We start from the raw sequence: 25693 nt of genomic DNA on the forward strand, positions 1-25693 counted from the left end.
GATCAGTAGATGCTGAACGGGAAGTACTTGTCGTTGATCTTCTTGTAGGTACCGTCGGCGACGATTTCCTTCAATGCGGCGTTCAGCTTCTCACGCAGCGGGTCACCTTTGCGCACAGCGATGCCGATCTTGTCGCTTTCCACGACCGGGTCGCCCTTGAACTCGTAGTTCTTGCCGGCGTCGGTTTTCAGCCAGTCATAGTTGGCGTACTTGTCGGCGAGGATGGCGTCGACACGACCGGAAGTCAGGTCGAGGTAGGCGTTTTCCTGGGTGTCATAGAGTTTGACCTGGATATCGCTACCGTAGGTGTCTTCAAGCCAGGTGCCGGCCAGGGTCGCGCGTTGCGTACCGATGATCTTGCCTTTGAGCGCGTCCTTGTCGGTTTTGAATTCGACGTTTTTCGGCGCGATGAACTGCAGCTTGTTCGAGTAGTACGGGTCGGTGAAGTCCACCGCGCCCTTGCGCTCGTCGGTGATCGACAGCGAGGAAATCAGGAAGTCGAACTTCTTGGCGTTCAGAGCCGGGATGATGCCGTCCCAGTCGGAAGTCACGACGCTGCACTCGACTTTCATCTTGGCGCACAGGGCGTCGCCGACGTCTTTGTCGAAGCCAACAACCTGGCCGCTGGCGTCTTTATTGTTGAACGGCGGGTAAGCGGCTTCGATGCCCATCTTCAGGGTCTCGGCCATGGCGCCGGCGCTGAACGCCAGGGAGACGGCGGCGGCCAGGAAGACCTTTTTGTAGTTCTGCATGCGGGTAGCTCCGTTAGCGGTTGCTGGACATGAATTGTTTGCAGCGCGCCGAAAGCGGGTTTTCGAACACCTGCTGTGGCGATCCTTGCTCTTCGACCAGGCCCTGGTGGAGGAACACCACTTCACTGGACACCTGACGGGCGAACCCCATTTCGTGGGTCACGAGCAGCATGGTGCGGCCTTCTTCGGCCAATGCGCGGATGACATTAAGTACTTCCTGGACCATTTCCGGGTCAAGGGCGGAGGTGGGCTCGTCGAACAGGATCACCTTGGGTTGCATCGCCAGCGTGCGGGCAATCGCCGCGCGCTGTTGCTGGCCGCCGGAGAGTTGCGCCGGGTAGGCGTGGCGCTTGTCGGCGATGCCGACCTTGGCCAGCAGGGCTTCGGCGACTTCGATGGCTTCTGCCTTGCTCTGGCCGAGCACGCGGCGCGGGGCTTCGATGATGTTGTCGAGCACGCTCATGTGCGGCCACAGATTAAAGTTTTGAAACACAAAACCAATCTCGGAGCGCAGGCGATTGATCTGCTTGCCTTCGGCGGCAACCAGTTCGCCATTCTTGGCGGCCTTGAGCTTGAGTTCTTCGCCGGCAACCAGGATCTGGCCCTGGTGCGGGTTTTCCAACAGGTTGATGCAACGCAGGAACGTGGACTTGCCGGAACCGGAGGAACCGAGGATCGAGATCACATCGCCGTCGCGGGCGGTCAGCGAGATGCCTTTGAGCACCTCAAGCTGTCCGTAGCGTTTGTGCAGGTTGCGGATTTCAAGCGCGGGCGTGGCCTCAGCCATGTGCGTTCCTCATATATGTTGCGCTCCAGCTGTTGGTGGCCTTCCTGGCGAGGCGGCCAAGCTAGCATAGCGTTTCAATGGCAGCCAACAGCGCTACGAGCGGTAAACGGATGGCGTGTGGCAGGTTGTCGCATCAGCGCAGCAGACTGTCGCCCCGTCAACAACCGAACGGGCGTTTGAACGTTGATTCCCGTGGGTGTCGCGTAAAAAAAGGCGCGATGTTGCCACCTTTGGCGGGGTGTTGGAAGCGCTATCCGGCCGAACGTTCCTCATTCGCCCTTTTATTGTGCATCCCGCACTTTTTCAGTGTGTTTCTGGTGCGCTCGTTCGTTTGAAAAGTGAGTCGCAGGGTAACGCTTTGGCGAAAGGCCAGTATTCTCAAGGACTTGCGATGACTGTCCGGTCGCGCTAAAAACCGCGGGCCAGAAGACTTTGAAACATTTTGGCGCAATTATTGCGTGCAGAATCTGGAACGCCCCGTTGGATTCTTTTTACGAGAAGGAACGCCAGACGGGCCGGACGCAATCGCTTTCCTCGCAAAGGTAGTTTCAATGAGCAGTACCCCAAGCTCCAATGGCCTCGAACAGGGGCTCAAACCGCGTCATGTGACCATGCTGTCGATCGCCGGTGTGATCGGTGCAGGTCTGTTCGTCGGCTCCGGCCACGCGATCGCCGCCGCTGGCCCTGCCGTGCTGCTGGCCTATGCCGCCGCCGGCATGCTGGTTGTGCTGGTCATGCGCATGCTCGGCGAAATGGCCGTTGCCTCGCCGGATACCGGCTCCTTCTCGACTTATGCCGACCGCGCCATCGGCCATTGGGCCGGTTTCACCATCGGCTGGCTCTACTGGTGGTTCTGGGTATTGGTGATTCCTCTGGAAGCCAACGCCGCCGCAACCATCCTGCACGCCTGGTTCCCGAGTGTGGAAATCTGGGCCTTCGCGCTGATCATCACCATGCTGCTGACCGTGACCAACCTGTTCAGTGTGAAAAACTACGGTGAGTTCGAATTCTGGTTCGCCCTGCTCAAAGTCGTGGCGATCATCGGTTTCATCATTCTGGGTGTGGCGGCGATTTTCGGTTTCCTGCCGAACAGCCAGGTGAGCGGCGTTTCGCACATCTTCGACACCCAAGGCTTCCTGCCAAATGGCCTGGGCGCTGTATTGGGCGCGATCCTGACCACCATGTTCTCCTTCATGGGTACCGAAATCGTGACCATCGCGGCCGCGGAATCGAAGAACCCGGGCAAGCAGATTTCCAAAGCCACCAACTCGGTGATCTGGCGGATCGGTCTGTTCTACCTCGTATCGATCTTCATCGTCGTGGCCCTGGTGCCATGGAACGATCCAGCACTGGCCAGCCTCGGTTCCTACCAGACTGTTCTGGAGCGCATGGGTATCCCGAACGCCAAGATGATCGTCGACATCGTCGTTCTTGTAGCTGTGACCAGCTGCCTGAACTCGGCGCTGTACACCTCTTCGCGCATGCTGTTCTCCCTCGGCAAGCGTGGCGATGCTCCAGCCATGGCAACCCGCACCAACAAGAGCGGCACCCCTTACTGGGCGGTGATGCTGTCCACTGGCGCGGCGTTCCTGTGCACCTTCGCCAACTACGTGGCTCCGGCTGCGGTGTTCGAGTTCCTGCTGGCCAGCTCCGGCGCCATCGCGCTGCTGGTTTACCTGGTGATCGCGATTTCGCAACTGCGCATGCGTAAACAACGCATGGCTCGCGGCGAGAAAATCGTTTTCAGCATGTGGTTGTTCCCGGGCCTGACCTACGCGGTGATCGTGTTCATCGTGGCCGCCCTGACCATCATGCTGTTCCAGGAAGCCCACCGCGTGGAAATCCTCGCGACCGGCCTGCTGAGCCTGGTGGTTGTCGCCACCGGCATGCTCGTGGCGCGTCGTCGCAAGGCAGAAAACCGTGGTGCGGTGGTATTGAACTGATCCGTATCGCGTAATGCAAAACGGCCGCTGTCAGTGATGACAAGCGGCCGTTTTTGTTTGCGGGCGAGGTTTATTCGCTCTTTTCTTCCTGCGTTTCGAGCGACTGGCCATAGGTGTTCAGTGCCTTTCCGAAATCGGTGATGAACTGCGGCTCGCTCAACCAGGCCTGGGCCGTCTCGCGATCCATGCCATCGGCCCACATGCGATAGTCGATCAGCATGTCGGCGGCCAGGTGAGTGGCAGCCATGCCTTCGTCGTCGGCGTTTTCCATGTCCAGCAGTTCAGGATGGTCGACGATGATGAACGCCAGTTCCCGCAGCAGTGTCAGCAGCATGTCGTCCCGGCTGACGGCTTCGGCGTCGCGCATTTTGCTGAACATCGCCAGGGTGTATTCCGGGATCGGCTCGGCCAGATGACCGTGGTCATCGTCCAGGGCCAGAGGTTTGCGGCCGACCATGCGGATCTGCTTGGCTTTGGCCTTGGCGCGTTTGGCGCGTTTCTGTTGCTTGTTCAGGGATGCCATGGGAACTCAGTCTTTCTGTTGGGTTTGTGCGGCGATCGCGTCGGACGCGGCCACATAGTCTTTCTGGAAGTCAGGCGACTCGATCCACGCCAGGGCACCGGCTTCGTCGGTCTCGGTGGACCACTGGCGGTACTCGATCAGGGCGGCGAGGATGAAATCCATCGCGCCCTCTTCGCCTTCCTGCTCGTACACCAGCTCCAGCAACGGGTCCTCGAGGAACGCGGTGCACATGGCCTGCTGGCTGATCTTCCCGGCGTCGATCATTTTCTTGAACAGTTCGGTCAGGTCCACCGACTCGAAATCGATGCGGTCGTCGTTCGGGTCCAGCTCGACCGGTGCCTCGGCGCGTTTGGTGCGGTTCTGCTTGGCCTTGGTCTTGGCCCGGGCGGCGCGTTTTTGCTGCTTGTTGGCGGAAGCCATGGTGTGTGTTCCGTGATGCGTTGGAGGGGACTCAACTGCGCGGCACTTGCCGCCCCGGTGTGTCGGGGGCCAGTGCGCCGGTGTGCAGCCAGGTCAGCGCGATGGGCCATAGTGTGGCTTGGTATGCGCTGCGAAAAAAGGCGAAATGTCCGACTTCCTGTTCGGCGATGTCCTGCGGCTCGATTCGCAGGTGGGTCTTTTGCGCGTTGTGGAAGTAATCGAGCAGGCGTTCGGTTGCCGGAATTGTTCCGTAAGGATCGTCGCTGATACTGATCGCCAGAATGTCTGCGTGAACGTTGCTGAAGGGTAGGCGACCCGTTTTTGCCAGCATCACCCGACCGCTCGGACGCCGTTCATACCGCGCGTTTGGCGTGCTCCAGTCGCGCACAACACCAGCGGGGGTGTCCTCCAGCCAGCCGAGACGCTTGCCGGGGAAGTAACCACAGAACAGCGTCAGCAACGGCATCAGCAGATGCCACTTGCCGAACATGCGCCAGCGATGTTCCGGGGCGTAATCACGCCAGTAGGCGAACTGAGCGCCGACGGTTACCAATCGTCGGATCGCTGGCCCGGAAGCGCCAAGCCCCGCCGCACAACCGCCGAAGCTGTGCCCGACCACATCGATCGGCTGGCCGGGAAACTCCCGCTGAGCGCGATTGAGCATCGCTTCGAAATCCAGTGCTCCCCAATCTGTCCATGAAGCCTGCAGGTGCTTCATCGACTTCGGCCGCGACTCACCAATGCCCCGGTAGTCGAAGATGATCACATCGAAATTGTGGGCGAACAGGTAAGCGGCAAAACGCGAATAGTGGCGGCAACGCACCGAGGTGGCGGCGTTAATGATGACCACCGGGCGCTGTGCGTCAGGTGAAGCGTGACGCCAGGTGAACCCGCCAAGGGGATAACCATCGGCGGCGGGCTCCCGGAAGGGTTCGTCCTGAACGTCGCTTGTGAGGGCGACCCTGTCCCGTGCATTTTCCAGTGCGTGCGTCTCTTGAAAACCCATGGCTCTCGACCTTCGCGAAGTAGCTGCCAACGATAGTCTCGGCAGGCCTGGTGAACAATCCGTCAGTGTTTATTCACTCGACTGATTGCGCAGGCGCTCTTCAAGCTGAAGGTGTTCACGATTCAGTTCCGCTCGCAATTCATCTTCGCTCGGCAGCACCAGCTTGTAGCTGCTGGCGAACAGTTGTTCGTTGCCCTTGAGCATCGAGTAGTGCGCAACCGACTCGTTCTGTTGCGCACAGAGAATGATCCCGACTGTCGGCCCGTCGCCCTCGCTGCGTTTGAGGTCGTCGTACATGCGGATGTACATGTCCATCTGCCCGACGTCCCGAGCACTGAGTTTGCCGCGCTTGAGGTCAATGATGACGAAACATTTGAGCAGATAGTTGTAAAACACCAGGTCGATGTAAAAATCATCGTCGCCGGCGCTGATGCGTTGCTGACGGCCGACAAAGGCGAAGCCCTTGCCCAGCTCGAGGAGAAATCCCTGGAGCTGATCGATCAAGGCTTGTTCCAGTTCCGACTCCTGAAGCTTGCCCGGTGAGGGCAGGCCGAGAAACTCCAGAAGGACAGGATCGCGGATGAATTCCCGGGGATTGCTTTTCATCGCGGCGATGTTGGTCGCTGCCTCTGCATAGAGGTCGGTTCTGTCTCGACTCATCAACAGACGTTCGTAGTAGAGCGTGTTTATCTGCCGATCCAGAGCGCGGCTGGACCAGTTTTGTGAGGCGGATTCGTTCATGTACCACTGTCGGGCTGATTCACTTTCGACCTGTATCAAGCGGCGGTAGTGGGTCCAGCTCAATTCGTGACGCAGTGCGTCACGAATTGGAAAGGCTTGATAAAACAAGCGCATATAACGGAGGTTTGATGCATCGAAGCCCTTCCCGAAGTCCTCGGTCAGTCGCTTGGCCAGCGTAGCCAGCAAATGCTTTCCATAACCCGCGCGCCTGGCCCCTTGTTGTTCAAACTCGACAATATGCCGCCCGATCTGCCAGCAGGTCTGGACCTGAATCGTATCGACCGTTCGCAGTACTTTTTGGCGTGCCTGACGTATCAGGTCACCAAGGTCGCCCAGCAACGAATCGAGTTTCGGATCTTGCGTTTCAGCAGGTTCAAGTTGGCTCATCAAGTCTTCCGGCTCAGGAGAAACAGAAGCGAGAGCATGCCAATAACCTGCGGCTTGGCGATGCCGGCCATGTCTGGTTCAACTGAAGGAAGGGTGAGCGGGTTCTGCGGGATCTGACCGAAGACGGCGATGGTTGGGGAATACAACGCGTAGTCCTTTTCGCACCCAGGACAACTCCCAATCAATCTAAAACCAGCCCCGCATCGCAAAATCTAAACAGGAGTAACGATTGGGTTCTGCGAGAACCCGGGAGTGCTCATCATGAAACGCGTCACTTCACTCATGTTGCCCGTCGCCGCTGTGGCGATTCTGATGTTCCCGCTCATGGCGCAGGCCACGAGTGCCGAGCCTGTCGAAAGCGCCGGCGTGCAAGTCCAGCAGCAACAGCAGAACGGGATCAATTATCTGTCCGGCGGGATTGGCCTGGATGAGTCGCGGGCCATTCAACAGTCCGCCGGTTACAACCTGCATATGACGTTCGCCGTCGGTGCGCAAAATCTGTACACCTCGGACGTCGATCTGGTGGTGCAGAAAGCGACAGGACAGCCTGTTCTGAACCTGAACCAGATCGGGCCTCTGGTTTATGCACAGTTGCCTCCGGGCAAATACACCGTGGTCGCTACCCGCAATGGCGAGGTGCGCCGGGACGTTGCCAATGTCGGCAGCGGCGCAGCCAGCAATCTGGTGTTTCATTGGGACTGGCATCAATAGCGTCGGTAAGGACGGGATTTGCCCTGAATCCCGTCCTTCACGATCGCTTGCGCAGTTTCAGGTGGATCCGTAATCCGAACAGCGAAACCGCTAGCAGCAACAGCGTGCCAAGGCTTTGCCATATCACTTCGAACCAGTATTTGTGCGGTTGCAGATCCCGCAGCCAGGTTTTGCGCGGGCCTCGATTGTTCGTCGTGATCGAACCTGTGATCAGGCTGTCGATGATCAGGTAGAGGGATGCGCCGATGGCGAACGTGATCAACAGTCCGACAAGCAAGGTCAGCCAGAATGAAGTCCGGCTCTGCCGATAAGCTGGCGGATGGGGCAGGGGGACGCGGGTTCGTTTCTGGTTCATCGACGTGATGACCCTCTTCCGTAAGGGGCGAGCAAAGTATCGCGAATGGCGGCCTGCAAGAAGCGCGTAATCCAGCCGTCATCAAATCGCAGGCATAAAAAAACCCTGAATCTTGCGATTCAGGGTTTTCGGTATTTGGTGCCCAGAGACGGAATCGAACCGCCGACACGGGGATTTTCAATCCCCTGCTCTACCGACTGAGCTATCTGGGCAACGGGGCGCATTAAAAGGGTTTTTCGGATTTACGTCAACGACTTTTTTAAAATTTCTTAAATTAATTCCGTCGCTTACGATCAGACCCCCGATTTCCGCTGATTATTCGGCCGGCGGAACGTAGCCTTCGGCCTGGGCGTATTCCTCGCCGGAGAAGTACTTGTCCATTTCGCCCTGCAGATATTTGCGGTCTTCGGCGTTCATCATGTTCAGGCGTTTTTCGTTGATCAGCAGGGTCTGGTGTTTCTGCCAGTCGGCCCAGGCCTTGGCCGAGACGTGTTCGAAGATGTCCTGGCCCTTGGCGCCCGGGTACGGTGGGCGCTCCAGACCTTCGAGTTGTTCTTTGTACTTGCGGCACATTACGGTGCGGGTCATGTCGACTCTCCTGCATTCAAGACGGCGGCCGCGCGTTCGAGCAAGGTCTTGACCGGGGCGGCGAGGCCCAGGCGCGGCGGGGTGGCGAGGTTATACCAGAGCCAGTCGGCCTCGGCCACGTGACCGCCGGCTTCCTGCACCTGGACCAGCCAGGGTTCGATGGACAACTGGAAATGGCTGAACGTGTGGACGAGGCTCGGCAGCGCCTGCTGCTCGCCCAGTTCCAGCGAGTGCTGCGCAGCGAGGTGTTGCAGGTCGTCGAGGTCGTCGAGTTCCGGCAGGCTCCACAAACCGCCCCACAATCCGCTGGACGGGCGGCGATAAAGCAGAATCGCGCCATCCTCGTTGGCCAGCAGCGGCATCAGCGTGCGTTTCTGCGGAATGGCTTTGCGCGGCTTGGGGATCGGGTAGCGTGTCTCCAGACCGAGCATGTGCGCTTCGCAGCCCTTTTTCAGCGGACACAGCAGGCAGCTCGGTTTGCTGCGGGTGCAGAGCGTGGCGCCCAGATCCATCATCGCCTGGGTGTAGGCGTTGACCCGATCCTGCGGCGTGAAGCGCTCTGCGTTGGCCCACAGCTGTTTGGCGACCTTAGGCTCGCCCGGATAGCCTTCTTGCGCGGTAAAGCGCGCCAGCACCCGTTTGACGTTGCCGTCGAGGATCGGCGCGCGCAGGCCCATGCTGATGCTGGCAATCGCGCCGGCGGTGGACAGGCCGATGCCCGGCAAGTCCGTGAGCTTCTCGACATCGCGGGGAAACTCGCCGCCGTACTGGCTGACGACGATCTTTGCGGTTTTCTGCAGATTGCGTGCGCGGGTGTAGTAACCCAGGCCCGTCCACAGGTGCAGCACTTCGTCCTCCGGTGCTTCGGCCAAAGCCTCGACCGTCGGCAACGCAGCCATGAAACGGTCGAAGTAATTGAGCACGGTGCTGACCTGAGTCTGCTGCAACATGATCTCGGACACCCACACCCGATACGGGTTGATGTTCTGTTGCCAGGGCAAATCATGGCGGCCGTGGCGGTCGAACCATTCCAGCACCGCCGTGGAAAACTGCTCCGCTCTCATCGCTTGAACAGCCCCTTCAATGCGTTTTTCAGTTCCGGGCTGACTTTGTCGCCCAGTTTTTCGTCGATTTTTTCGCTGAGCTTGTCGCCGGCCATTTTGGTCGCGACCTGGCCCAGGCGCTCATTGTCCACGCGGCAGGCCTTGGCCCCCAGTTCCAGCGGGCCACGGCAACGCAGCGGCCATTCGATGCCGACGAACTTCTCGCCGACCTGGCAGGCCGGATCCGGCATGGCGCTGGTATCGCCCTCGACGATGATGCCGACGCGATAGTCCATGCCCAGCACTTTCAGGTCGATGTCGCCGTCACCGTTGACGGTCATGCCCGGGATGCGCACTTTCAGGTCCGGGTTGTTGGCTACGCCGTTGCGGAAGGTCAGGTTGCCCTTGAGTTCCTGGAACGGTGTGTCCTTGCCCCGTGGCTCGCCGCTCAGGGATTTGCGGTTGAGGGTGGCGATGCCTTTGCACAGTTGCTGCTCAAGGTTGGCGTTGAGCAACACGCCGTTGTTGATCACGAAACTGGCGTTGCCGTTGAGGGTGTCGATCAGCGCCTGCTGGCTGTTGCCGCTACCGGTGACGGTGCTGGTGAGGTTCACCAGGCCTTTGACCGGCGGATTCTTGCCCTGGCTTTCGAGGATTTTTTCCACCGGCACCCGGTTGATCCGGGTTTGCAGGTTCAGCAGTGGTGCATTCGGGCGTACGTCGAGGGTGCCCTTGGCTTCGAAGTCGCCGTTGTACAACTCGCCGCGCAGGTTCTCCAGGGTCAGCAGGCCGCCCTGGCCGGTGGCTTTCAGCGCGGCGTTCTGGATCGGCAATTTGTCGAGGGTCAACTGGCCGAAGGTCAGGTCGGCGTTCACGTCCATCTTGCTCAAGCGCTCCACAGGGAACAGGCGCTCGGTGCTCCAGGCGCTTTTGCTCGGCTTGTCCGGCAGAGGGGTGCTGCCGGCGCCGGCCATGGCATCGGCTTCGGTGCTGGCGACTTCGGTCTGACGCGCCTGGGTGGCGCTGGCGGCTTTTTCCGATTTCGGTGGCAGGTAGCGATCGACGTTGAAGGTGTCGGCCTTGAGGATCGCCCGCAGCGATTGCCTGGCGAAGTCTTCGATGGCGATGCGGCCGCTGAAGCTGCTGTCGTCGAGTTTCAGGTTGATGTTGTCCAGCGCCAGGCTGGTCGGTGTGGCAGCGACACGGCTGACCAGCTCGACTTTGCTCAGGCTGCCTTCGGCCATGGCCGGCAGGGTCTGGCCGATGCTGTCGACGAACTTCGCCAGATCGAACTGGGCGATGGAAATCGCGCCGGTGATTTGCGGGGTCTTGTCCAGATCGTTGGCCTTCAGCTCACCCAGAGCGCGCAACTGGTTGGCGGAGATCTTGATCCCGGTCCATTCGGCGACGTTCGCGGCCTTGTCGAGCAACATCTGCCCTTGGGCGGAGAACGTCATGGCCTTGCCTTGCAGCGGGTCGCCGGTCAGTTCGCCGGACAGCTTCAGGTCTTCGAACTTGTAGCGTTGCAGGGCGCGCTCGATGCGCAGCTCGCCATTCAGCTCGGTGCGTACTCGTAGCACGGGCTGATTGGTGCTGAGGAACGCCGTGGCTTTCAGCGGAATGTTGGTCGAATCGTGCACCGCACCGGTGCTCAGCTGGATGCTTTCGGCGCTGAACTGCTTGCCGGTCTGCTCGTCGTTGTATTCAACCCGGGCGTTGTTGACGGTCAGGCTGTCGATGTCGAGGCGGATCGGTTGTGGTGGCTTTTCCGGCTGGGCAGGTGTCTCGGCGACCGGTTCGCCGGCGGCCGCTGGAGGGGTGCTGCCCGGCGCAGGGGCGGCAGTCGGCAGCTTGCCGATGTCTTCCCAGTTGCCGTGGCCGTTCTTGTCACGGTTCAGGCGCAGGTTCAGGCCTTCGACGCGCACGTCGCTCATTTGCACTTCGCGGCGCAGCAGCGGCAGCACGCGTACCGACAGACCGAGCATCTGCAGATCGGCATACGGTTCGTCAGGCTTGATCAGGGTGGCGACGCTGGCCTCGTGCAATTCCAGGCCGAGCCACGGGAACAGGCTCCAGCCGATATCGCCATTGAGCGTCAGCTCGATGTGGGCCTTGTCGCGGGCTATCTGGCGGATCTCGTTTTTGTAGTCGTTGGGATCGAAGAAGTGGGTCAGGGCGAAGCCCGCCGCCACAATGATCAGCAACAGCCCGAGAAGTACCAGACCCAGGATTTTGCCGAACGCTTTCATGGGCGAGTCCTTGTAGTTAGTCGAATTCGTAATTTAGCCGGGGAGTATAGCGCTGCCTGACCCCGTGCTGGTGCGGTGTCCTGAGGAGCCTCTTGAACCGCGGCGTGCAGCGCTTCGACAACGGTCGGCGGGAGGGTTCCCCGGTCATATGAGATCAGATGACTCAAAAAAGGTGATATCAGTTTGGTTTTTCTGTCACGTGCAGATGGTAACCTTCGCCCGTTCGTCCGTCCCTCTGCGACTTTTGGTCGCGCTTCAAGGAGCTCCACCCACTAACACGGTCATGCCTGCGTGCATAAAGGCCGGGGGTGAGCAGTGGCTGACGAACACATACTAATAATTGGGGGTACACAATGAGCACGAGCATCACGGCGGACGGCCTCAGCGCCGCCCAGCCTGCGTTCCTGTCCAAGGAACGCATCATCGCCAAGCCCGGTTTCAACCGCTGGCTGGTCCCACCGGCCGCTCTGGCCATCCACCTGTGCATCGGCATGGCCTACGGTTTTTCCGTGTTCTGGCTGCCGCTGTCCAAGGCACTGGGCATCACCGCGCCAGTGGCTTGCGCGCCGGACATGGGCTTCATCGCACAAGTCTTCTCGTCGCAATGCGACTGGCCGATCTCCATGCTCGGCTGGATCTACACCCTGTTCTTCATCTTCCTCGGCTGCTCGGCAGCGATCTGGGGTGGCTGGCTCGAACACGCCGGGCCACGCAAGGCCGGCGTTGTATCGGCTCTGTGCTGGTGCGGCGGTCTGCTGATTTCCGCGCTGGGTATTTATACCCACCAGATCTGGCTGATGTGGATCGGCTCCGGCGTGATCGGCGGTATCGGTCTGGGCCTGGGCTATATCTCGCCGGTCTCGACCCTGATCAAGTGGTTCCCGGACAAGCGCGGCATGGCCACCGGCATGGCGATCATGGGCTTCGGTGGTGGCGCGATGGTCGGCGCTCCACTGGCAACCGCACTGATGAGCCATTTCGCGTCGCCAACCGGCGTCGGCGTATGGCAGAGCTTCGTGGCCATGGCCGCGATCTACTTCGTGTTCATGATCGGTGGTGCGCTGGCTTACCGCGTGCCGCCAACCGGCTGGAAGCCTGAAGGCTGGACCGCACCGGCGAAGAAAGCCTCGAACGCGATGATCACCCACCGTCACGTTCACGTGAATGTGGCGTGGAAAACCCCGCAGTTCCGTCTGGTGTGGCTGGTGCTGTGCCTTAACGTGTCGGCCGGTATCGGCATCCTCGGCATGGCTTCGCCACTGTTGCAGGAAGTGTTCGGCGGCAAGCTGCTGGGCAATGATCTGCCGTTCGGTCAGCTCGACGCTGGTCAACTGGCCTCGATCGCGGCGATTGCGGCCGGTTTCACCGGTCTGTTGAGCCTGTTCAACATCGGCGGTCGGTTCTTCTGGGCATCGTTCTCGGACTACCTGGGCCGCAAGAACACTTACTTCGTGTTTTTCGCGCTGGGCTTCGCGCTGTACGCACTGATCCCGAACCTCGGTCACCTGGGCAACGTTGCGCTGTTCGTGGCGGCGTTCTGCATCATCCTGTCGATGTACGGCGGTGGTTTTGCGACCGTTCCGGCGTATCTGGCCGATCTGTTCGGCACGCAAATGGTCGGCGCGATCCACGGTCGTCTGCTGACCGCCTGGGCCGCTGCTGGCGTACTGGGTCCGGTGCTGGTGAACTACCTGCGTGAGTATCAGCTGAGCATCGGCGTTGAACGCGCCGCCGCTTACGACATCACGCTGTACATCCTCGCCGGCCTGCTGGTACTGGGTTTCCTGTGCAACCTGCTGGTGCGCCCGGTGGCGGACAAGTACTTCATGACCGACGCCGAACTGGCCGCCGAACAGGCGCTGGGCCACGACAAGGGCGCTGACAGCAGCACCGTGCTGGAGTGGAAAGCCGCGCCGGGCAGCAAGCCGCTGGCAATCGCTGCGTGGCTGGTGGTCGGGATTCCGTTGGCGTGGGGTGTGTGGGTGACCCTGCAGAAGACGGCGGTTCTGTTCCACTAAGTAAAACGTCGTAACCTTGTGGGAGCGAGCCTGCTCGCGATAGCGGTCTGACAGTCGACAGTGATGTTGAATGTGCGGCCCTCATCGCGAGCAGCCCGCTCCCACAGTTGTTTCGGGCTATCCGAAATGGCTTGTATGGACATGTCTATCCCCGACAGCACGGGCTTCTATCCGTCTGCCATATCACGTCTCGTGTTTCTGTTTCGGCCCCGCGCCCCTATAATGGCTGCCTTTTTCGCCCAATGATTTTGCGGAGCTGGTGATGGCCGAACGTAAGGCGTCTGTCGAGCGCGACACTCTGGAAACCCAGATCAAAGCCTCGATCAACCTTGATGGCACCGGAAAGGCCCGATTCGATATCGGTGTTCCTTTTCTTGAGCACATGCTGGATCAGATCGCCCGTCACGGGTTGATCGACCTGGATATCCAATGCAAGGGCGATCTGCATATCGACGACCACCATACCGTGGAAGACGTCGGTATCACCCTCGGCCAGGCCTTCGCACAAGCCATCGGCGACAAGAAAGGCATCCGTCGCTACGGCCACGCCTACGTGCCGCTCGATGAAGCGCTGTCGCGCGTGGTCATCGACTTCTCCGGCCGTCCGGGTCTGCAGATGCACGTGCCGTACACCCGCGCCACCGTTGGCGGTTTCGACGTCGACCTGTTCCAGGAATTCTTCCAGGGCTTCGTCAACCACGCGCTGGTCAGCCTGCACATCGACAACCTGCGCGGCACCAACACTCACCACCAGATCGAAACCGTGTTCAAGGCTTTCGGCCGCGCGCTGCGCATGGCCGTCGAACTGGATGACCGCATGGCCGGCCAGATGCCTTCGACCAAGGGCGTGCTGTAATGCAGACGGTTGCAGTCATCGATTACGGCATGGGTAACCTGCACTCGGTGGCCAAGGCCCTCGAGCACGTCGGCGCCGGCAAGGTGCTGATTACCAGCGATGCGGACGTGATCCGCGAAGCCGACCGCGTGGTTTTCCCCGGCGTCGGCGCGATTCGCGATTGCATGGCGGAGATCCGTCGCCTCGGCTTCGACTCGCTGGTACGTGAAGTCAGCCAGGATCGCCCGTTCCTCGGCATCTGCGTCGGCATGCAAGCCTTGCTCGACACCAGCGAGGAGAACGACGGCGTCGACTGCATCGGCCTGTTCCCGGGCGCGGTGAAGTTCTTCGGCAAAGACCTGCATGAAGACGGCGAGCACCTGAAGGTCCCGCACATGGGCTGGAACGAAGTGAAACAGTCGGTGGATCACCCGCTGTGGCACAACATTCCGGACCTGGCGCGTTTCTACTTCGTGCACAGCTACTACATCGCCGCCGGTAACCCTCGGCAGGTGGTCGGCAGCGGTCATTACGGTGTCGATTTCGCCGCAGCGCTGGCCGAAGGTTCGCGTTTCGCCGTGCAGTTCCACCCGGAGAAGAGCCATACCCATGGCCTGCAATTGCTGCAGAACTTCGCAGCGTGGGACGGTCGCTGGTAAATGGCCGCCAAGAAAAAACCGCCGATCCTGACCCTCACACCCGAGCAGGAAAGCGACGCCAACCGCAAGATCCAGCGGTTCATGGAGGATCGTTTCGAACTGGACCTGGGTTCGTTCGAAGCGGCGGAAATTCTTGAGCTGTTTACCCGCGAAATTGCTCCGCACTATTACAACAGGGCGATTTTCGATGTGCAGACCCACCTCAAGGAGCGGTTTGAAAGCATCGAAAGCGACCTGTGGGCGCTCGAGAAAAACTGATTTCCGAGCCAAGCTGAACATTCAAATTTGAAGGTTTGCCAGATGCTGATTATTCCCGCTATCGATCTCAAAGACGGTGCCTGCGTACGTCTGCGCCAGGGCCGCATGGAAGATTCCACAGTGTTCTCCGATGACCCGGTGAGCATGGCTGCCAAGTGGGTGGAGGGCGGTTGCCGTCGTCTGCATCTGGTCGATCTGAACGGCGCCTTTGAAGGCCAGCCAGTAAACGGCGAAGTGGTGACCGCGATTGCCAAGCGCTACCCGACCCTGCCGATCCAGATCGGCGGCGGCATCCGTTCGCTGGAAACCATCGAGCACTACGTCAAGGCTGGCGTGAGCTACGTGATCATCGGCACCAAGGCGGTTAAAGAACCGGCGTTCGTTGCAGAAGCCTGCCGCGCATTCCCGGGCAAAATCATCGTCGGCCTCGACGCCAAAGACGGTTTTGTCGCCACCGACGGCTGGGCTGAAATCAGCCAGGTGCAGGTCATCGACTTGGCCAAGCAGTTCGAAGCCGACGGTGTGTCCTCGATCGTTTATACCGACATCGCCAAAGACGGCATGATGCAGGGCTGCAACGTACCGTTCACCGCTGCGCTGGCTGCTGCCACCAGGATCCCGGTGATCGCCTCCGGCGGCATTCACAACCTGGGTGACATCAAGTCGCTGCTCGACGCCAAGGCGCCGGGCATCATCGGCGCAATCACTGGCCGGGCGATCTACGAAGGCACCCTCGACGTCGCCGAAGCGCAAGCTTTCTGCGATTCGTACCAAGGCTGAGGACTGACCATGGCGCTGGCCAAACGCATCATCCCTTGCCTGGACGTGGACAACGGCCGGGTCGTCAAAGGTGTGAAGTTCGAGAACATCCGTGATGCCGGTGACCCGGTGGAAATCGCCCGTCGCTACGACGAGCAGGGTGCCGACGAGATTACCTTTCTCGACATCACCGCCAGCGTCGATGGCCGTGACACCACGCTCCATACTGTCGAGCGCATGGCCAGCCAGGTGTTCATCCCGCTGACCGTCGGCGGCGGCGTGAGGACCGTGCAGGACATCCGCAACCTGCTCAACGCCGGAGCGGACAAGGTGTCGATCAACACCGCTGCCGTGTTCAATCCGGAGTTCGTCGGCGAAGCGGCGCAGCATTTCGGTTCGCAATGCATCGTTGTTGCCATCGACGCGAAGAAGGTTTCGAGTCCTGGCGAAACCCCGCGCTGGGAAATCTTCACCCACGGCGGCCGCAAGCCGACCGGTCTCGACGCGGTCGAGTGGGCGAAGAAAATGGAAGGCCTGGGTGCCGGTGAAATTCTCCTGACCAGCATGGATCAGGACGGCATGAAAAACGGCTTCGATCTCGGCGTGACCCGCGCCATCAGCGATGCGCTGGGCATTCCGGTAATCGCTTCCGGTGGCGTCGGCAATCTGCAGCATCTGGCTGACGGGATCCTTGAAGGTCATGCCAGCGCGGTGCTGGCGGCGAGTATTTTCCACTTCGGCGAATACACCGTTCAGGAAGCCAAGGCCTATATGGCTCACCGCGGCATCGTAATGCGTTAAACAATACAGGCCAGTGGACAGCATGGCGTACCCAAGGCACTCTTGGGCACGCCATGGATTTCGGTAGCCCGACATGATCAAACGCCTGCTTCTCGCCCTCGCCAGTGCCTCCGTGTTGTTGATCAACACTGGCCACGCCGCAGAAAATCCCGACACCGATCTGGTGCTCCTCACCGAAAACTTTCCGCCATACAACATGGCGAAGAACGGCAAGAATTTCGCCCAGGACGAAAACATCAATGGCATCGCCACGGACATCGTGCGCGAGATGTTCAAGCGTGCCGGCATCACTTACAGCCTGACCCTGCGCTTCCCATGGGAGCGGGTCTACAAGCTGGCGCTGGAGAATCCTGGTTATGGAGCGTTCGTCATGGCGCGCCTGCCGGATCGCGAGACGCTGTTCAAGTGGGTCGGCCCCATCGGCCCGGATGACTGGGTCATGCTGGCCAAGGCCGACAGCAAGATCACCCTCGAAACCCTCAATGACGCACGCAAATACAAGATCGGTGCCTACAAGGGCGATGCGATTGCCGAGACTCTGACCAAGCAGGGCCTGAAACCGATGGTAGTTTTGCGTGATCAGGACAACGCCAAAAAGCTTGTCAGCGGCCAGATCGACCTGTGGGCCACCGGCGATCCTGCCGGGCGTTATCTGGCGCGGCAGGATGGCGTGACCGGGTTGAAAACCGTGCTGCGTTTCAACAGCGCCGAACTGTATCTGGCGCTGAACAAAGAAGTGCCGGACGAAGCCGTCGCCAGACTTCAGGCAGCACTCGATCAGATGCGCAAAGACGGTGTGGTCGACGAGATCATGGGGCGGTATCTGTAACGGGAGCCTCCTCTCTCACGGGTTGAGATGCGCCCTCAACGTTATTGCTCTCATTATTTGATGAGTCTTCGCTGGCGGGCGGCTTCGTCGCCAGTTGTGGCGTGAAGGTCAGCGCGCTGTCGGTTTCCGGCGGATATTCGGTCAGGTAAAGACTTTCGTCATCGGTGTAACCAATACTGACCGCCACCTGTGTGCCGTCCGCGCGCTTCAGCGTAAAGAAACTCTGTATTTGATAGATCGCCACGGCCTTTTTTTTGGCTGCCATGGCGACGACGTCCAGTGGGCGGGAGTCGCTCCATCCGTTGGATGATGTCTCGGTGTAAGTGAAGTCCTTGTACAAATGGGCCGAGAACCTGATGGGCCGGGGGGCGTTCGACGGCTTTGCTGGCCATGCTGTTGCAACCTCGATAGATGTGAGAATGCTGAAAATCTGTAGCATCTGCGAGTTCTGAGCCCGAAGTGCTCTCCACTTGAACGGACGGGGCTGGTCGTCGGTGTTCTGGCCATGACCCACCAGTACATATTGATCTGTCCGCTCAAGGCGGTAGAACGGAGACGTGCGCAATTGCTCCCCGGGATGCAAATGATCGGTCACCGCGAACCAGGGAATTCGAACAGTTTGAGTGAGCTTGGAGGGTTCCAGTTCTGGAGGTGCTCCATACCCCGATAATTTCGGCGCTACAGGGGCTGGCAAAGTCTGACGAGGAATTTGCATCCGTAACGCATATGCGACAGACGCCGCAGGCCTGGAGTGGCTCTGAACACCGAAAAAAGTGCCCGGTGCAAAGTAGATTTCGCCTGCGGCAGCCTGCGGAGGATCTATGTTCCAGGCGCTGAAATTCTGCCTGGCGCCACTGCCTTTATCGTCCCAGATCTGATTACCGACGTTTGCAGCGATGACCAGATCTTCGCGAACACAACGGATCGCATTGAGCAGGGGTTTGTCACGGCCATTGGAGCAGACAAACCCCATGGCTACATAGCCGGTGGGAGGGATCGGGCGCCATACCGTGCAGTCGGCAGCGGCGCCGGAGTTGGAGTCTCGCCAGACTCTTTCATAGTCCGTGGGCGGACTGAGCGCCTTGCCTTGAGATGCATCATCAACAGGCGTCTCACCTTCGCATACGACGGCTACGACCCTGTTTCCGTTGACGTTGTCGTATCCGGTCACGGCCAGATCTCCCAGCGGGAAATACCCCGGCAGCAGATCGGGGGCGGGGGTTGGCCGCCAAAAACTTCCAACCGAGGAGCCGGAGCCCCGGCTGTCCCAGATCCGATGAAACTCGCTGGTGAAATTGATCAGCAGATTGCCGAACTTTATCGATTCCAATTGCCCGGCAGACAGGGTGCGGCTGTTATCGGTAGTCATAGTCAGTCCTGTAGTTGAAAGGCGACTCGTGGAGTCGCTGACATTTGCAAGACTGACTATCCCGATCGGGGCAGGTCTTCTGGCGGTAACTATGTGTTGCGGTTGTTTCAGGGTATTTACCGGTAGACACCGTCTTTGCCATGAGCGGCCGTGGCGCGATTGCTGCGCACACTGATCATCTGCTTGATGTCGATCCACTCGATGCCTTGAGCTTTCAGCTTCGGCAGCTCCCGCTCCAGCACCGCCAGCGTCTGTGGATAAGGATGGCCGATCATCACCGCCGAACCCTGTTTGCGGGCCAGATTGATCGCGGTCTGCAACTGAGTGTAGATCGCCGCTTCGGTGCGCTCGTCATCGAGAAACACGTCCCTTGAAACACTCGCCAGATCGATCTTCTGCGCCTGTTGCGCGGCAACGGTCTGCGCGCTGGTGCGGCTGTCGACGAAGAACTTGTGACGGCGCTGCAACTCACCCATCAACCAGGCCATTGCCATTGGTTGTGCAGTCATACGACTGCCCATGTGGTTATTGATGCCGGCTGTGTAGGGGACCATTTTGAACGCGGCATTCAGCCGTTTCTCAAGTTCTTCGATGGGCAGTTCAGGGTGCCAGGCAAACGGGCCGGTGGCCGGGTCCATCGGCATGTGCAGGATCACGATCTTGCCGGCGCGATGGGCTTCGCGGGCGAATTCGGTGGCGTGCGGGGTGTCGGGCATGATTGCCGTGGTCACGGGCCCGGGCAGGGCCAGCACGCGACGATCCCGGGGCAGGTTCTGCCCCAGGTCGTCGATGATCAGTGTCAGGTAGGCTTTTTGCGGTGTCGGTCTGGCAGGTTCTGCGTGAACAGCACCCGCCAGACAGCACAGCAGGACAAAGACGAAACGCAAAGACATCCTCAACGGCCGGACGTAATGCTCAGGCCTTTGAGCAGGCTCAGGGCCTGGGCCAACTGGTAATCGTCATCCTGCGGCATGGCTTTCGGCTTGCCGCCAGAGCCGGTCGGTTTGTCCGCGCCGCCGTTGCCGTTGCCCAGGTGACCCTGCAGGTCGGCTTCCTTGAAGTAGTCGCCGTCTGCCTCGTTGGTGATCTTGGCCTTGCGCACTTCGATGTCCGGGACGATGCCCTGGGCCTGGATCGAGCGGCCGTTCGGCGTGAAGTACAGCGCGGTGGTGATCTTCAGCGCACGGTCGTTGTTCAGCGGCAGCACGGTCTGCACCGAGCCCTTGCCGAAACTGGTGGTGCCCATGACCACGGCGCGTTTCTGGTCCTGCAGGGCGCCGGCGACGATTTCCGAAGCCGAGGCACTGCCACCGTTGATCAGCACGACCATTGGCACCGCTTCGCTTTCGTCCTTGCCTGTGGCGGAGAAGCGCAACTCGGAGTTGGCGATCCGGCCCTTGGTGTAGACGATCAGGCCTTTGGTGATGAAGTGGTCGACCACTTCCACCGCTGCCTGCAACACGCCGCCCGGGTTGTTGCGCAGGTCGAGGATGATGCCGTTGAGCTTCTTGCCGTTGTCCTTGCGCAGCTTGGCCAGGGCCTTGGAGACTTCTTCGCCGGTCTTGACCTGGAACTGGGTGATGCGGATCAGGCCATAACCCGATTCGAGCAGTTGCGCCTTGACGCTCTTCACCTGGATCACCGCACGGGCCAGGGTCACGTCGAACGGCGTACCGCCATCACGGACCAGGGTCAGGGTGATTTTCTGGCCGATCTTGCCGCGCATCTTGTCCACGGCTTCGGTCATGGTCTGGCCACGGGTCGGCGCGCCGTTGATCTTGACGATGAAGTCACCGGCCTGGATGCCGGCCTTGGATGCTGGCGTATCGTCGATTGGCGACACGACTTTGATGAAGCCGTCTTCCGAACCGACTTCGATGCCCAGGCCGCCGAACTCACCGCTGGTGCTTTCCTGCAGCTCGGTGAAATCTTCCGGGCCGAGGTAGGCCGAGTGCGGGTCGAGGTTGCTGAGCATGCCCTTGATGGCGTTTTCCAGCAGGGTCTTGTCGTCCACCGGTTCGACATAGGCGGCTTTGATCCGGTCCATGACCTCGGCAAAGGTGCGCAGCTCTTCCAGCGGCAACGGGGCCTTGGACGTCGCGGCAGTGCCTGCCGGAGCGACAGCCGGGGCCGGTTGAGCGGCGAACGCCAGAGGCGCGCCGATCACCAGGGCGATCGTCAGGGCCAGCGAGGTAAGGCGGGACAAATGCAGCATGTCGAACGAACTCCTGAATTAGGCGACGCGCTTATCCTTGCGCGTGACACCATTGCGCCGGATCACTCGGGTGACCCTGCTGACGAATTGCGAAATACAGCGCTGGTGTGTCCTGCCCGCCACTGCTACCGACAGTGGAGATGGACTCACCGGCTTTTACCACGTCACCAGCCGACTTCAGCAGCGTCTGGTTATGACCGTAAAGACTCAGAAAACCGTTGCCGTGGTCGAGGATCACCAGCAGCCCGGCACCGCGCAACCAGTCGGCAAACACCACGCGCCCGCCGTGTACGGCATGCACCTGGCTGCCGGCGGCGGCGCTGATCATCACGCCGTCCCACTTGGTGCGGGCATCGTCGCCACGGGTTTCACCGAAGCGTGCCAGCAGTCGACCATCAACCGGCCATGGAAGTTTTCCCCGGGTGGCGGCAAAAGGGCCGCCGAACGTCTCGCCGCTGCTGGAAACCAGCGCGCCAGGTGTGGGTCTGGCTTTTGGGCGTGGGGCGTCGCTGGTGTCCGAGTCCGCATCGGCGCGGGCCTGGGCCTCACGTAAACGCTTTTTTTCGGCTTCCTGCTGGGCGATCAGCGCTTTCTGCCGCGCTTCTTCTGCCTCACGGGCCTGGCGGGCCAGGGTTTCTTCAATGGTTTTAAGGACTTTAGACAGGTCTGCCTGATCCTGCTCGCGGGCGGCCAGTTTCTGGTCGCGGGCTTTCACGTCGTCGTTGAGCTTGGCCAGTACTTGCTGGCGCTCCTTGCGAACCTTGTCGAGGGCGTCACGCTGGGTGTCCAGATCGCTTTTCTGCACCAGCAGCTGCGCTTGCTGCGAGGAAATGTCTTTTTCGACATTGGCCAGCTGGCGCAGGGTTTCGTTGAAGTTCTTCAGCTGCTCCAGGCGGGCCTGGCTCAGATAGTCGTAATAGGTGAGGGTGCGGGCGAATTTCTCGGGATTCTGCTGGTTGAGCAGCAGCTTGAGGTATTCCTGCCGGCCGTTCTGGTAAGCCGCGCGGGCCTGGATGGCGATCAGTCGCTGCTGTTCAGTGCGCGCGCTCTGGAGTTTTTTTTTCTCCGCATCGAGCCGCTGCAGCTCGGATTCACTCTTCTTCAGCTCTTTTTGCAGGGCATCGACCTGCTTTTCGAGCTTGCCCATCTCGGTTTCGGTGCCCTTGAGCTCCTTTTGCACGCCGGATTTTTCTTCCTGGAGCTTGCCCAGCAGCTTTTTCAGCTCGGCGATGTCCTGACGCGTGGCGTCCAACTGCTGTTGGGTTTGCGCACGCTCGTCAGCGAAGGCCGGTTGGAGCAGGCATGTCAGAGCGAGGGCGATCAGGACGCGAAGCATAGGGGCGGGCGGCACCAGGGTAAGGGACGGCCTAGTATGCCCGCCCCACGCGGCAAAAAAAACGCCTCAAAGCCAACTGCTTTGAGGCGTTCGTCATAAAAAGCCGTTTCAGGCTGATTACAGGGCGTTTTTGATATCAGACCAGAATCGAAGTGCCAGTCATTTCTGCCGGTTTTTCCAGGCCCAGCAGTTTGAGCATGGTCGGCGCCACGTCCGCCAGCACGCCGCCTTCGCGCACCTTGAGGTCGCGTTTACCGACATAGATGAACGGCACCGGTTCGGTGGTGTGCGCGGTGTGCGCCTGGCCGGTGGCTTCGTCGGCCATTTGTTCGACGTTACCGTGGTCGGCGGTGATCAGCGCTTCACCGCCGACCTTTTCCAGCGCTTCGACGATGCGGCCCACGCAGGTGTCCAGGCATTCCACGGCTTTCACCGCCGCCTCGAATACGCCGCTGTGGCCGACCATGTCGCCGTTGGCGTAGTTGACCACGATCACGTCGTAGCGCTGATTCTCGATGGCATCGACGATGCGGTCGGTGACTTCCGGCGCGCTCATTTCCGGCTGCAGGTCATAGGTGGCGACCTTCGGCGACGGGATCAGGATGCGCTCTTCGCCCGGGAACGGCTCTTCGCGACCACCGGAGAAGAAAAAGGTCACGTGGGCGTACTTCTCGGTTTCGGCGATACGCAGTTGAGTCTTGCCATTTTTCGCCAGGTAGTCGCCGAGCACGTTTTCCAGGCTGCCCGGCGCGAAGGCAGCGGGGGCCGGGATGCTGGCGGCGTACTGGGTCAGGCCGACGTACTGCACTTTCGGCTGGCGTGCGCGCTCGAACTCCTTGAAACCGTCTTCGACAAACACGCGGCTCAGTTCGCGGGCACGGTCGGCGCGGAAGTTCATGAACACCACGGCGTCGCCGTCTTCGACCTTCACCGGCTCACCGATGCTGGTGGCTTTGACGAACTCGTCGCTCTCGCCACGGGCGTAAGCGGCTTCCAGGCCTTCCTGGGCGGTGGCGGCGTTGAATTCGCCCTTGCCGTCGACGATCAGGTTGTAAGCCTGGGATACGCGGTCCCAACGGTTGTCGCGGTCCATGGCGTAGTAGCGGCCGATGAGGCTGGCGATACGGCCCTTGCCGAGGGCCTGGAAGGTTGCGTCGAGCAGTTCGATCGACGAAGCGGCGCTTTTCGGTGGCGTGTCGCGGCCATCGAGGAAGGCGTGCAGGTAGATTTTTTCGGCGCCACGCTTGAAGGCCAGTTCGGCCATGGCGATCAGGTGATCCTGGTGGCTGTGAACGCCGCCGTCCGACAGCAGGCCCATGAAATGCACGGCCTTGCCGGCAGCCACGGCTTTATCCACAGCGGCGCAGATGGTCGGGTTCTCGAAGAACTCGCCGTCGCGGATCGCCTTGGTCACGCGGGTGAAGTCCTGATACACCACGCGGCCGGCGCCCAGGTTCATGTGGCCGACTTCGGAGTTGCCCATCTGGCCGTCCGGCAGGCCGACGTCCATGCCGCTGCCCGAGATCAGGCCGTTCGGCACGGTGGCCCACAGGCGATCCAGCACAGGCTTTTTGGCCGCGAAGACGGCGTTGGATTCGGGGCTGTCGCTGTGACCGAAGCCGTCGAGAATCATCAGGACCAAAGGTTTAGGCGTGGTAGTCATGGAATCCACTCGTGGCTAATAAAGAAGAGGGCGATGGAAAAGGGAGTTGGAGTTTAAAGCGAAGTTCCGACCGCGTCACCGCCGGACGGGGTTTGGCCGACCATAGTGGCTGTGTATACTGGCCGACATTTTAACGCCCTGGAACCTCCTTCGATGGTTGCTCACCTGATTGAATTTGCCACTAACCACTACATTCTTGTCGGTATCTTCGTCGTACTGCTGGCATTGCTGCTGGCGCACACAGTGCAGGGCGGCGGTAAAAGCCTGAGCACGGGCGAGCTGACCGCACTGGTCAACAAGGAAGCCGGCGTGGTCGTGGACATCCGTCCGAGCAAGGAATACGCCGCCGGTCACATCGTTGGCGCGGTGAACATTCCCCAGGACAAACTGGCCGCCCGCATCGGCGAGCTGGAAAAGCACAAGGCCAAGACCATCATTCTGGTCGACGCCCTGGGCCAGACTGCCGGCACCCACGCCCGCGAGCTGATGAAATCCGGCTTCACCGCCGCCAAGCTGTCCGGCGGGATTTCCAGCTGGAAAGGCGACAACCTGCCGCTGGTGAAGTGATATGAGCGAAGTCATCGTCTACTCCAGCGATTACTGCCCTTACTGCTCGCGCGCCAAGTACCTGCTCGCGAACAAAGGCGTGGCCTTCGAAGAGATCAAGGTCGATGGCAAGCCGCAAGTGCGCGCCGCCATGGCCCAGAAAGCCGGACGCACGTCCGTGCCGCAGATCTGGATCGGCGACACCCACGTCGGCGGATGTGACGATTTGTACGCCCTGGAGCGCGCCGGCAAGCTCGACGCGCTGCTCAAGGCCTGAACTGCTGCACCTCACCAAGAACCCAAAAGACCCAAGATCAGAAAGGATCTGAGATGACTGACCAACAGAACACTGCAGCCAGCGAAGAAGAAACCGCACCGCAATTCTCCTTGCAGCGCATCTATGTACGCGACCTGTCCTTCGAAGCTCCGAAAAGCCCGGCGATCTTTCGCCAGCAGTGGGACCCGACCGTCGGTCTGGATCTGAACACCCGTCAGAAAGCGCTGGAAGGCGATTTCTACGAAGTCGTGCTGACCCTGTCCGTGACCGTGAAAAACGGTGAAGAAGTCGCCTTCATCGCTGAAGTGCAACAGGCCGGTATCTTCCTGATCAAGAACCTGGACGCGGCTTCGATGAGCCACACTCTGGGTGCGTTCTGCCCGAACATCCTGTTCCCGTACGCTCGCGAAACCCTGGACAGCCTGGTGACCCGCGGTTCGTTCCCGGCCCTGATGCTGGCCCCGGTGAACTTCGACGCCCTGTACGCGCAAGAGCTGCAGCGCATGCAGGAAGCCGGCGAGACCCCGACCGTTCAGTAAGCGGTTTTGCAACACCCAATGTGGGAGCGAGCCTGCTCGCGATTTCGGTCTGTCAGACACATCAATGTTGACTGACACTCCGTA

Annotated in this window: 28 protein-coding genes and 1 tRNA gene; 12 read left to right on the plus strand and 17 right to left on the minus strand. The window is 60.3% G+C overall.

The genetic code is table 11. The features are described 5' to 3' along the window. Positions 1 to 2: 2 nt before the first annotated feature. On the minus strand, positions 3 to 752 hold the full coding sequence (locus DXT77_RS18100) for an ABC transporter substrate-binding protein (protein ID WP_119428643.1): 750 nt from the start codon (positions 750 to 752) through the stop codon (positions 3 to 5). A 13-nt stretch (positions 753 to 765) separates the two neighbouring features. Further along, positions 766 to 1539, minus strand: coding sequence for an ABC transporter ATP-binding protein (locus DXT77_RS18105; RefSeq protein ID WP_119428644.1), 774 nt, complete (start codon positions 1537 to 1539; stop codon positions 766 to 768). 551 nt (positions 1540 to 2090) lie between these two features. On the opposite strand from DXT77_RS18105, the gene gabP reads away from it, so the two are divergent. Next, positions 2091 to 3482 (plus strand): GABA permease, encoded by a 1392-nt coding sequence (gene gabP / locus DXT77_RS18110; protein ID WP_085712751.1) that lies wholly within the window; start codon positions 2091 to 2093, stop codon positions 3480 to 3482. Between the two features lie 70 nt (positions 3483 to 3552). Here the strand turns inward: gabP and DXT77_RS18115 are convergent, their stop codons facing one another. The 5 genes from DXT77_RS18115 to DXT77_RS29825 all read right to left on the minus strand — a co-directional run bounded on the left by DXT77_RS18115 (position 3553) and on the right by DXT77_RS29825 (position 6705). After that, the gene (locus tag DXT77_RS18115; protein ID WP_119428645.1) at positions 3553 to 4005 is read right to left on the minus strand and encodes a hypothetical protein; all 453 of its coding nucleotides are present in this window, start codon (positions 4003 to 4005) and stop codon (positions 3553 to 3555) included. A 6-nt stretch (positions 4006 to 4011) separates the two neighbouring features. Next, complete coding sequence (locus DXT77_RS18120) at positions 4012 to 4425, minus strand: hypothetical protein (RefSeq protein ID WP_119428646.1); 414 nt, start codon at positions 4423 to 4425, stop codon at positions 4012 to 4014. Between the two features lie 31 nt (positions 4426 to 4456). Further along, positions 4457 to 5431, minus strand: coding sequence for an alpha/beta fold hydrolase (locus DXT77_RS18125; protein WP_119428647.1), 975 nt, complete (start codon positions 5429 to 5431; stop codon positions 4457 to 4459). A 69-nt stretch (positions 5432 to 5500) separates the two neighbouring features. Then, on the minus strand, positions 5501 to 6559 hold the full coding sequence (locus DXT77_RS18130) for a YhcG family protein (protein WP_119428648.1): 1059 nt from the start codon (positions 6557 to 6559) through the stop codon (positions 5501 to 5503). Further along, positions 6559 to 6705, minus strand: coding sequence for a hypothetical protein (locus tag DXT77_RS29825; protein WP_158593100.1), 147 nt, complete (start codon positions 6703 to 6705; stop codon positions 6559 to 6561). Before DXT77_RS29825 ends, DXT77_RS18130 begins: the two co-directional genes overlap by 1 nt. Positions 6706 to 6820: 115 nt before the next feature. Between DXT77_RS29825 and DXT77_RS18135 the strand changes: the two genes are divergently transcribed. After that, positions 6821 to 7270, plus strand: a complete 450-nt coding sequence (locus DXT77_RS18135) for a carboxypeptidase regulatory-like domain-containing protein (RefSeq protein WP_119428649.1) — start codon at positions 6821 to 6823, stop codon at positions 7268 to 7270. Positions 7271 to 7307: 37 nt separating this feature from the next. Here the strand turns inward: DXT77_RS18135 and DXT77_RS18140 are convergent, their stop codons facing one another. From DXT77_RS18140 to DXT77_RS18160, 5 genes are all read right to left on the minus strand, one after another. Continuing rightward, positions 7308 to 7625, minus strand: coding sequence for a hypothetical protein (locus DXT77_RS18140; protein WP_119428650.1), 318 nt, complete (start codon positions 7623 to 7625; stop codon positions 7308 to 7310). A 136-nt stretch (positions 7626 to 7761) separates the two neighbouring features. Beyond that, positions 7762 to 7837 (minus strand) — tRNA-Phe (locus DXT77_RS18145). Between the two features lie 103 nt (positions 7838 to 7940). Then, a complete protein-coding gene (locus tag DXT77_RS18150) occupies positions 7941 to 8213 on the minus strand; it encodes an oxidative damage protection protein (protein ID WP_085712761.1) in 273 nt (90 codons plus the stop codon). Beyond that, positions 8210 to 9277 carry an A/G-specific adenine glycosylase gene (mutY, locus tag DXT77_RS18155; RefSeq protein ID WP_119428651.1) on the minus strand — a complete coding sequence of 356 codons (1068 nt, stop codon included), beginning with the start codon at positions 9275 to 9277 and terminating at the stop codon, positions 8210 to 8212. The genes DXT77_RS18150 and mutY overlap by 4 nt, the downstream gene beginning before the upstream one ends. Further along, positions 9274 to 11505, minus strand: coding sequence for an AsmA family protein (locus DXT77_RS18160; protein WP_119428652.1), 2232 nt, complete (start codon positions 11503 to 11505; stop codon positions 9274 to 9276). The genes mutY and DXT77_RS18160 overlap by 4 nt, the downstream gene beginning before the upstream one ends. 353 nt (positions 11506 to 11858) lie before the next feature. Between DXT77_RS18160 and DXT77_RS18165 the strand changes: the two genes are divergently transcribed. From DXT77_RS18165 to DXT77_RS18195, 7 genes are all read left to right on the plus strand, one after another. After that, entirely contained in the window at positions 11859 to 13523 is a 1665-nt protein-coding gene (locus DXT77_RS18165) for an OFA family MFS transporter (protein ID WP_085712763.1), read from the plus strand. 262 nt (positions 13524 to 13785) lie between these two features. Beyond that, positions 13786 to 14379, plus strand: coding sequence for an imidazoleglycerol-phosphate dehydratase HisB (hisB, locus tag DXT77_RS18170; protein ID WP_085712764.1), 594 nt, complete (start codon positions 13786 to 13788; stop codon positions 14377 to 14379). Continuing rightward, positions 14379 to 15017, plus strand: coding sequence for an imidazole glycerol phosphate synthase subunit HisH (hisH, locus tag DXT77_RS18175; RefSeq protein WP_085712765.1), 639 nt, complete (start codon positions 14379 to 14381; stop codon positions 15015 to 15017). Before hisB ends, hisH begins: the two co-directional genes overlap by 1 nt. Then, positions 15018 to 15275 (plus strand): DUF2164 domain-containing protein, encoded by a 258-nt coding sequence (locus DXT77_RS18180; RefSeq protein WP_085712766.1) that lies wholly within the window; start codon positions 15018 to 15020, stop codon positions 15273 to 15275. A 42-nt stretch (positions 15276 to 15317) separates the two neighbouring features. Beyond that, the gene (hisA, locus tag DXT77_RS18185) at positions 15318 to 16055 is read left to right on the plus strand and encodes a 1-(5-phosphoribosyl)-5-[(5-phosphoribosylamino)methylideneamino]imidazole-4-carboxamide isomerase (RefSeq protein WP_114881093.1); all 738 of its coding nucleotides are present in this window, start codon (positions 15318 to 15320) and stop codon (positions 16053 to 16055) included. Between the two features lie 9 nt (positions 16056 to 16064). Next, entirely contained in the window at positions 16065 to 16835 is a 771-nt protein-coding gene (hisF, locus tag DXT77_RS18190; protein ID WP_119428653.1) for an imidazole glycerol phosphate synthase subunit HisF, read from the plus strand. A gap of 73 nt (positions 16836 to 16908) precedes the next feature. Next, positions 16909 to 17664 carry an ABC transporter substrate-binding protein gene (locus tag DXT77_RS18195; protein WP_119428654.1) on the plus strand — a complete coding sequence of 252 codons (756 nt, stop codon included), beginning with the start codon at positions 16909 to 16911 and terminating at the stop codon, positions 17662 to 17664. On the opposite strand, the gene DXT77_RS18200 is transcribed toward DXT77_RS18195, so the two are convergent. The 5 genes from DXT77_RS18200 to gpmI all read right to left on the minus strand — a co-directional run bounded on the left by DXT77_RS18200 (position 17645) and on the right by gpmI (position 24247). After that, positions 17645 to 19033, minus strand: a complete 1389-nt coding sequence (locus DXT77_RS18200; RefSeq protein ID WP_119428655.1) for a Vps62-related protein — start codon at positions 19031 to 19033, stop codon at positions 17645 to 17647. The genes DXT77_RS18195 and DXT77_RS18200 overlap by 20 nt on opposite strands. A 116-nt stretch (positions 19034 to 19149) precedes the next feature. Continuing rightward, on the minus strand, positions 19150 to 19926 hold the full coding sequence (locus DXT77_RS18205; protein ID WP_119428656.1) for a divergent polysaccharide deacetylase family protein: 777 nt from the start codon (positions 19924 to 19926) through the stop codon (positions 19150 to 19152). 2 nt (positions 19927 to 19928) lie between these two features. Continuing rightward, the gene (locus tag DXT77_RS18210; RefSeq protein WP_085712771.1) at positions 19929 to 21248 is read right to left on the minus strand and encodes a S41 family peptidase; all 1320 of its coding nucleotides are present in this window, start codon (positions 21246 to 21248) and stop codon (positions 19929 to 19931) included. Between the two features lie 31 nt (positions 21249 to 21279). After that, positions 21280 to 22584, minus strand: a complete 1305-nt coding sequence (locus DXT77_RS18215) for a murein hydrolase activator EnvC (RefSeq protein WP_119428657.1) — start codon at positions 22582 to 22584, stop codon at positions 21280 to 21282. A 136-nt stretch (positions 22585 to 22720) separates the two neighbouring features. After that, the gene (gpmI, locus tag DXT77_RS18220; protein ID WP_119428658.1) at positions 22721 to 24247 is read right to left on the minus strand and encodes a 2,3-bisphosphoglycerate-independent phosphoglycerate mutase; all 1527 of its coding nucleotides are present in this window, start codon (positions 24245 to 24247) and stop codon (positions 22721 to 22723) included. Positions 24248 to 24400: 153 nt separating this feature from the next. Here gpmI and DXT77_RS18225 point away from each other — a divergent pair, with 153 nt between their 5' ends. Genes DXT77_RS18225 through secB form a run of 3 tightly spaced genes read left to right on the plus strand, consistent with a single transcriptional unit; the run spans position 24401 to position 25609 of the window. Beyond that, positions 24401 to 24814 (plus strand): rhodanese-like domain-containing protein, encoded by a 414-nt coding sequence (locus tag DXT77_RS18225; protein WP_085712774.1) that lies wholly within the window; start codon positions 24401 to 24403, stop codon positions 24812 to 24814. 1 nt (position 24815) lies between these two features. Continuing rightward, positions 24816 to 25070 (plus strand): glutaredoxin 3, encoded by a 255-nt coding sequence (gene grxC, locus DXT77_RS18230; RefSeq protein ID WP_085712775.1) that lies wholly within the window; start codon positions 24816 to 24818, stop codon positions 25068 to 25070. 53 nt (positions 25071 to 25123) lie between these two features. Next, a complete protein-coding gene (secB, locus tag DXT77_RS18235; RefSeq protein ID WP_085712776.1) occupies positions 25124 to 25609 on the plus strand; it encodes a protein-export chaperone SecB in 486 nt (161 codons plus the stop codon). Positions 25610 to 25693 lie beyond the last annotated feature (84 nt).

The sequence above is a fragment of the Pseudomonas sp. 91RF genome, from assembly GCF_003576265.1.
GTDB classification, from domain to species: domain Bacteria; phylum Pseudomonadota; class Gammaproteobacteria; order Pseudomonadales; family Pseudomonadaceae; genus Aquipseudomonas; species Aquipseudomonas kribbensis.

Excerpts from the sequence above, each read along its gene's own strand:
- grxC (WP_085712775.1), top strand. The coding sequence starts at position 24,816 with ATGAGCGAAGTCATCGTCTACTCCAGCGATTACTGCCCTTACTGCTCG.
- DXT77_RS18215 (WP_119428657.1), bottom strand. The coding sequence starts at position 22,584 with ATGCTTCGCGTCCTGATCGCCCTCGCTCTGACATGCCTGCTCCAACCG.
- DXT77_RS18210 (WP_085712771.1), bottom strand. The coding sequence starts at position 21,248 with ATGCTGCATTTGTCCCGCCTTACCTCGCTGGCCCTGACGATCGCCCTG.
- DXT77_RS18180 (WP_085712766.1), top strand. The coding sequence starts at position 15,018 with ATGGCCGCCAAGAAAAAACCGCCGATCCTGACCCTCACACCCGAGCAG.
- gabP (WP_085712751.1), top strand. The coding sequence starts at position 2,091 with ATGAGCAGTACCCCAAGCTCCAATGGCCTCGAACAGGGGCTCAAACCG.
- DXT77_RS18130 (WP_119428648.1), bottom strand. The coding sequence starts at position 6,559 with ATGAGCCAACTTGAACCTGCTGAAACGCAAGATCCGAAACTCGATTCG.
- DXT77_RS18150 (WP_085712761.1), bottom strand. The coding sequence starts at position 8,213 with ATGACCCGCACCGTAATGTGCCGCAAGTACAAAGAACAACTCGAAGGT.
- gpmI (WP_119428658.1), bottom strand. The coding sequence starts at position 24,247 with ATGACTACCACGCCTAAACCTTTGGTCCTGATGATTCTCGACGGCTTC.
- DXT77_RS18195 (WP_119428654.1), top strand. The coding sequence starts at position 16,909 with ATGATCAAACGCCTGCTTCTCGCCCTCGCCAGTGCCTCCGTGTTGTTG.
- DXT77_RS18205 (WP_119428656.1), bottom strand. The coding sequence starts at position 19,926 with ATGTCTTTGCGTTTCGTCTTTGTCCTGCTGTGCTGTCTGGCGGGTGCT.
- secB (WP_085712776.1), top strand. The coding sequence starts at position 25,124 with ATGACTGACCAACAGAACACTGCAGCCAGCGAAGAAGAAACCGCACCG.
- DXT77_RS18200 (WP_119428655.1), bottom strand. The coding sequence starts at position 19,033 with ATGACTACCGATAACAGCCGCACCCTGTCTGCCGGGCAATTGGAATCG.
- DXT77_RS18115 (WP_119428645.1), bottom strand. The coding sequence starts at position 4,005 with ATGGCATCCCTGAACAAGCAACAGAAACGCGCCAAACGCGCCAAGGCC.
- hisF (WP_119428653.1), top strand. The coding sequence starts at position 16,065 with ATGGCGCTGGCCAAACGCATCATCCCTTGCCTGGACGTGGACAACGGC.
- hisB (WP_085712764.1), top strand. The coding sequence starts at position 13,786 with ATGGCCGAACGTAAGGCGTCTGTCGAGCGCGACACTCTGGAAACCCAG.
- hisH (WP_085712765.1), top strand. The coding sequence starts at position 14,379 with ATGCAGACGGTTGCAGTCATCGATTACGGCATGGGTAACCTGCACTCG.
- DXT77_RS18140 (WP_119428650.1), bottom strand. The coding sequence starts at position 7,625 with ATGAACCAGAAACGAACCCGCGTCCCCCTGCCCCATCCGCCAGCTTAT.
- DXT77_RS18120 (WP_119428646.1), bottom strand. The coding sequence starts at position 4,425 with ATGGCTTCCGCCAACAAGCAGCAAAAACGCGCCGCCCGGGCCAAGACC.
- DXT77_RS18160 (WP_119428652.1), bottom strand. The coding sequence starts at position 11,505 with ATGAAAGCGTTCGGCAAAATCCTGGGTCTGGTACTTCTCGGGCTGTTG.
- DXT77_RS18165 (WP_085712763.1), top strand. The coding sequence starts at position 11,859 with ATGAGCACGAGCATCACGGCGGACGGCCTCAGCGCCGCCCAGCCTGCG.
- DXT77_RS18100 (WP_119428643.1), bottom strand. The coding sequence starts at position 752 with ATGCAGAACTACAAAAAGGTCTTCCTGGCCGCCGCCGTCTCCCTGGCG.
- DXT77_RS18225 (WP_085712774.1), top strand. The coding sequence starts at position 24,401 with ATGGTTGCTCACCTGATTGAATTTGCCACTAACCACTACATTCTTGTC.
- DXT77_RS18125 (WP_119428647.1), bottom strand. The coding sequence starts at position 5,431 with ATGGGTTTTCAAGAGACGCACGCACTGGAAAATGCACGGGACAGGGTC.
- hisA (WP_114881093.1), top strand. The coding sequence starts at position 15,318 with ATGCTGATTATTCCCGCTATCGATCTCAAAGACGGTGCCTGCGTACGT.
- DXT77_RS18135 (WP_119428649.1), top strand. The coding sequence starts at position 6,821 with ATGAAACGCGTCACTTCACTCATGTTGCCCGTCGCCGCTGTGGCGATT.
- DXT77_RS18105 (WP_119428644.1), bottom strand. The coding sequence starts at position 1,539 with ATGGCTGAGGCCACGCCCGCGCTTGAAATCCGCAACCTGCACAAACGC.
- mutY (WP_119428651.1), bottom strand. The coding sequence starts at position 9,277 with ATGAGAGCGGAGCAGTTTTCCACGGCGGTGCTGGAATGGTTCGACCGC.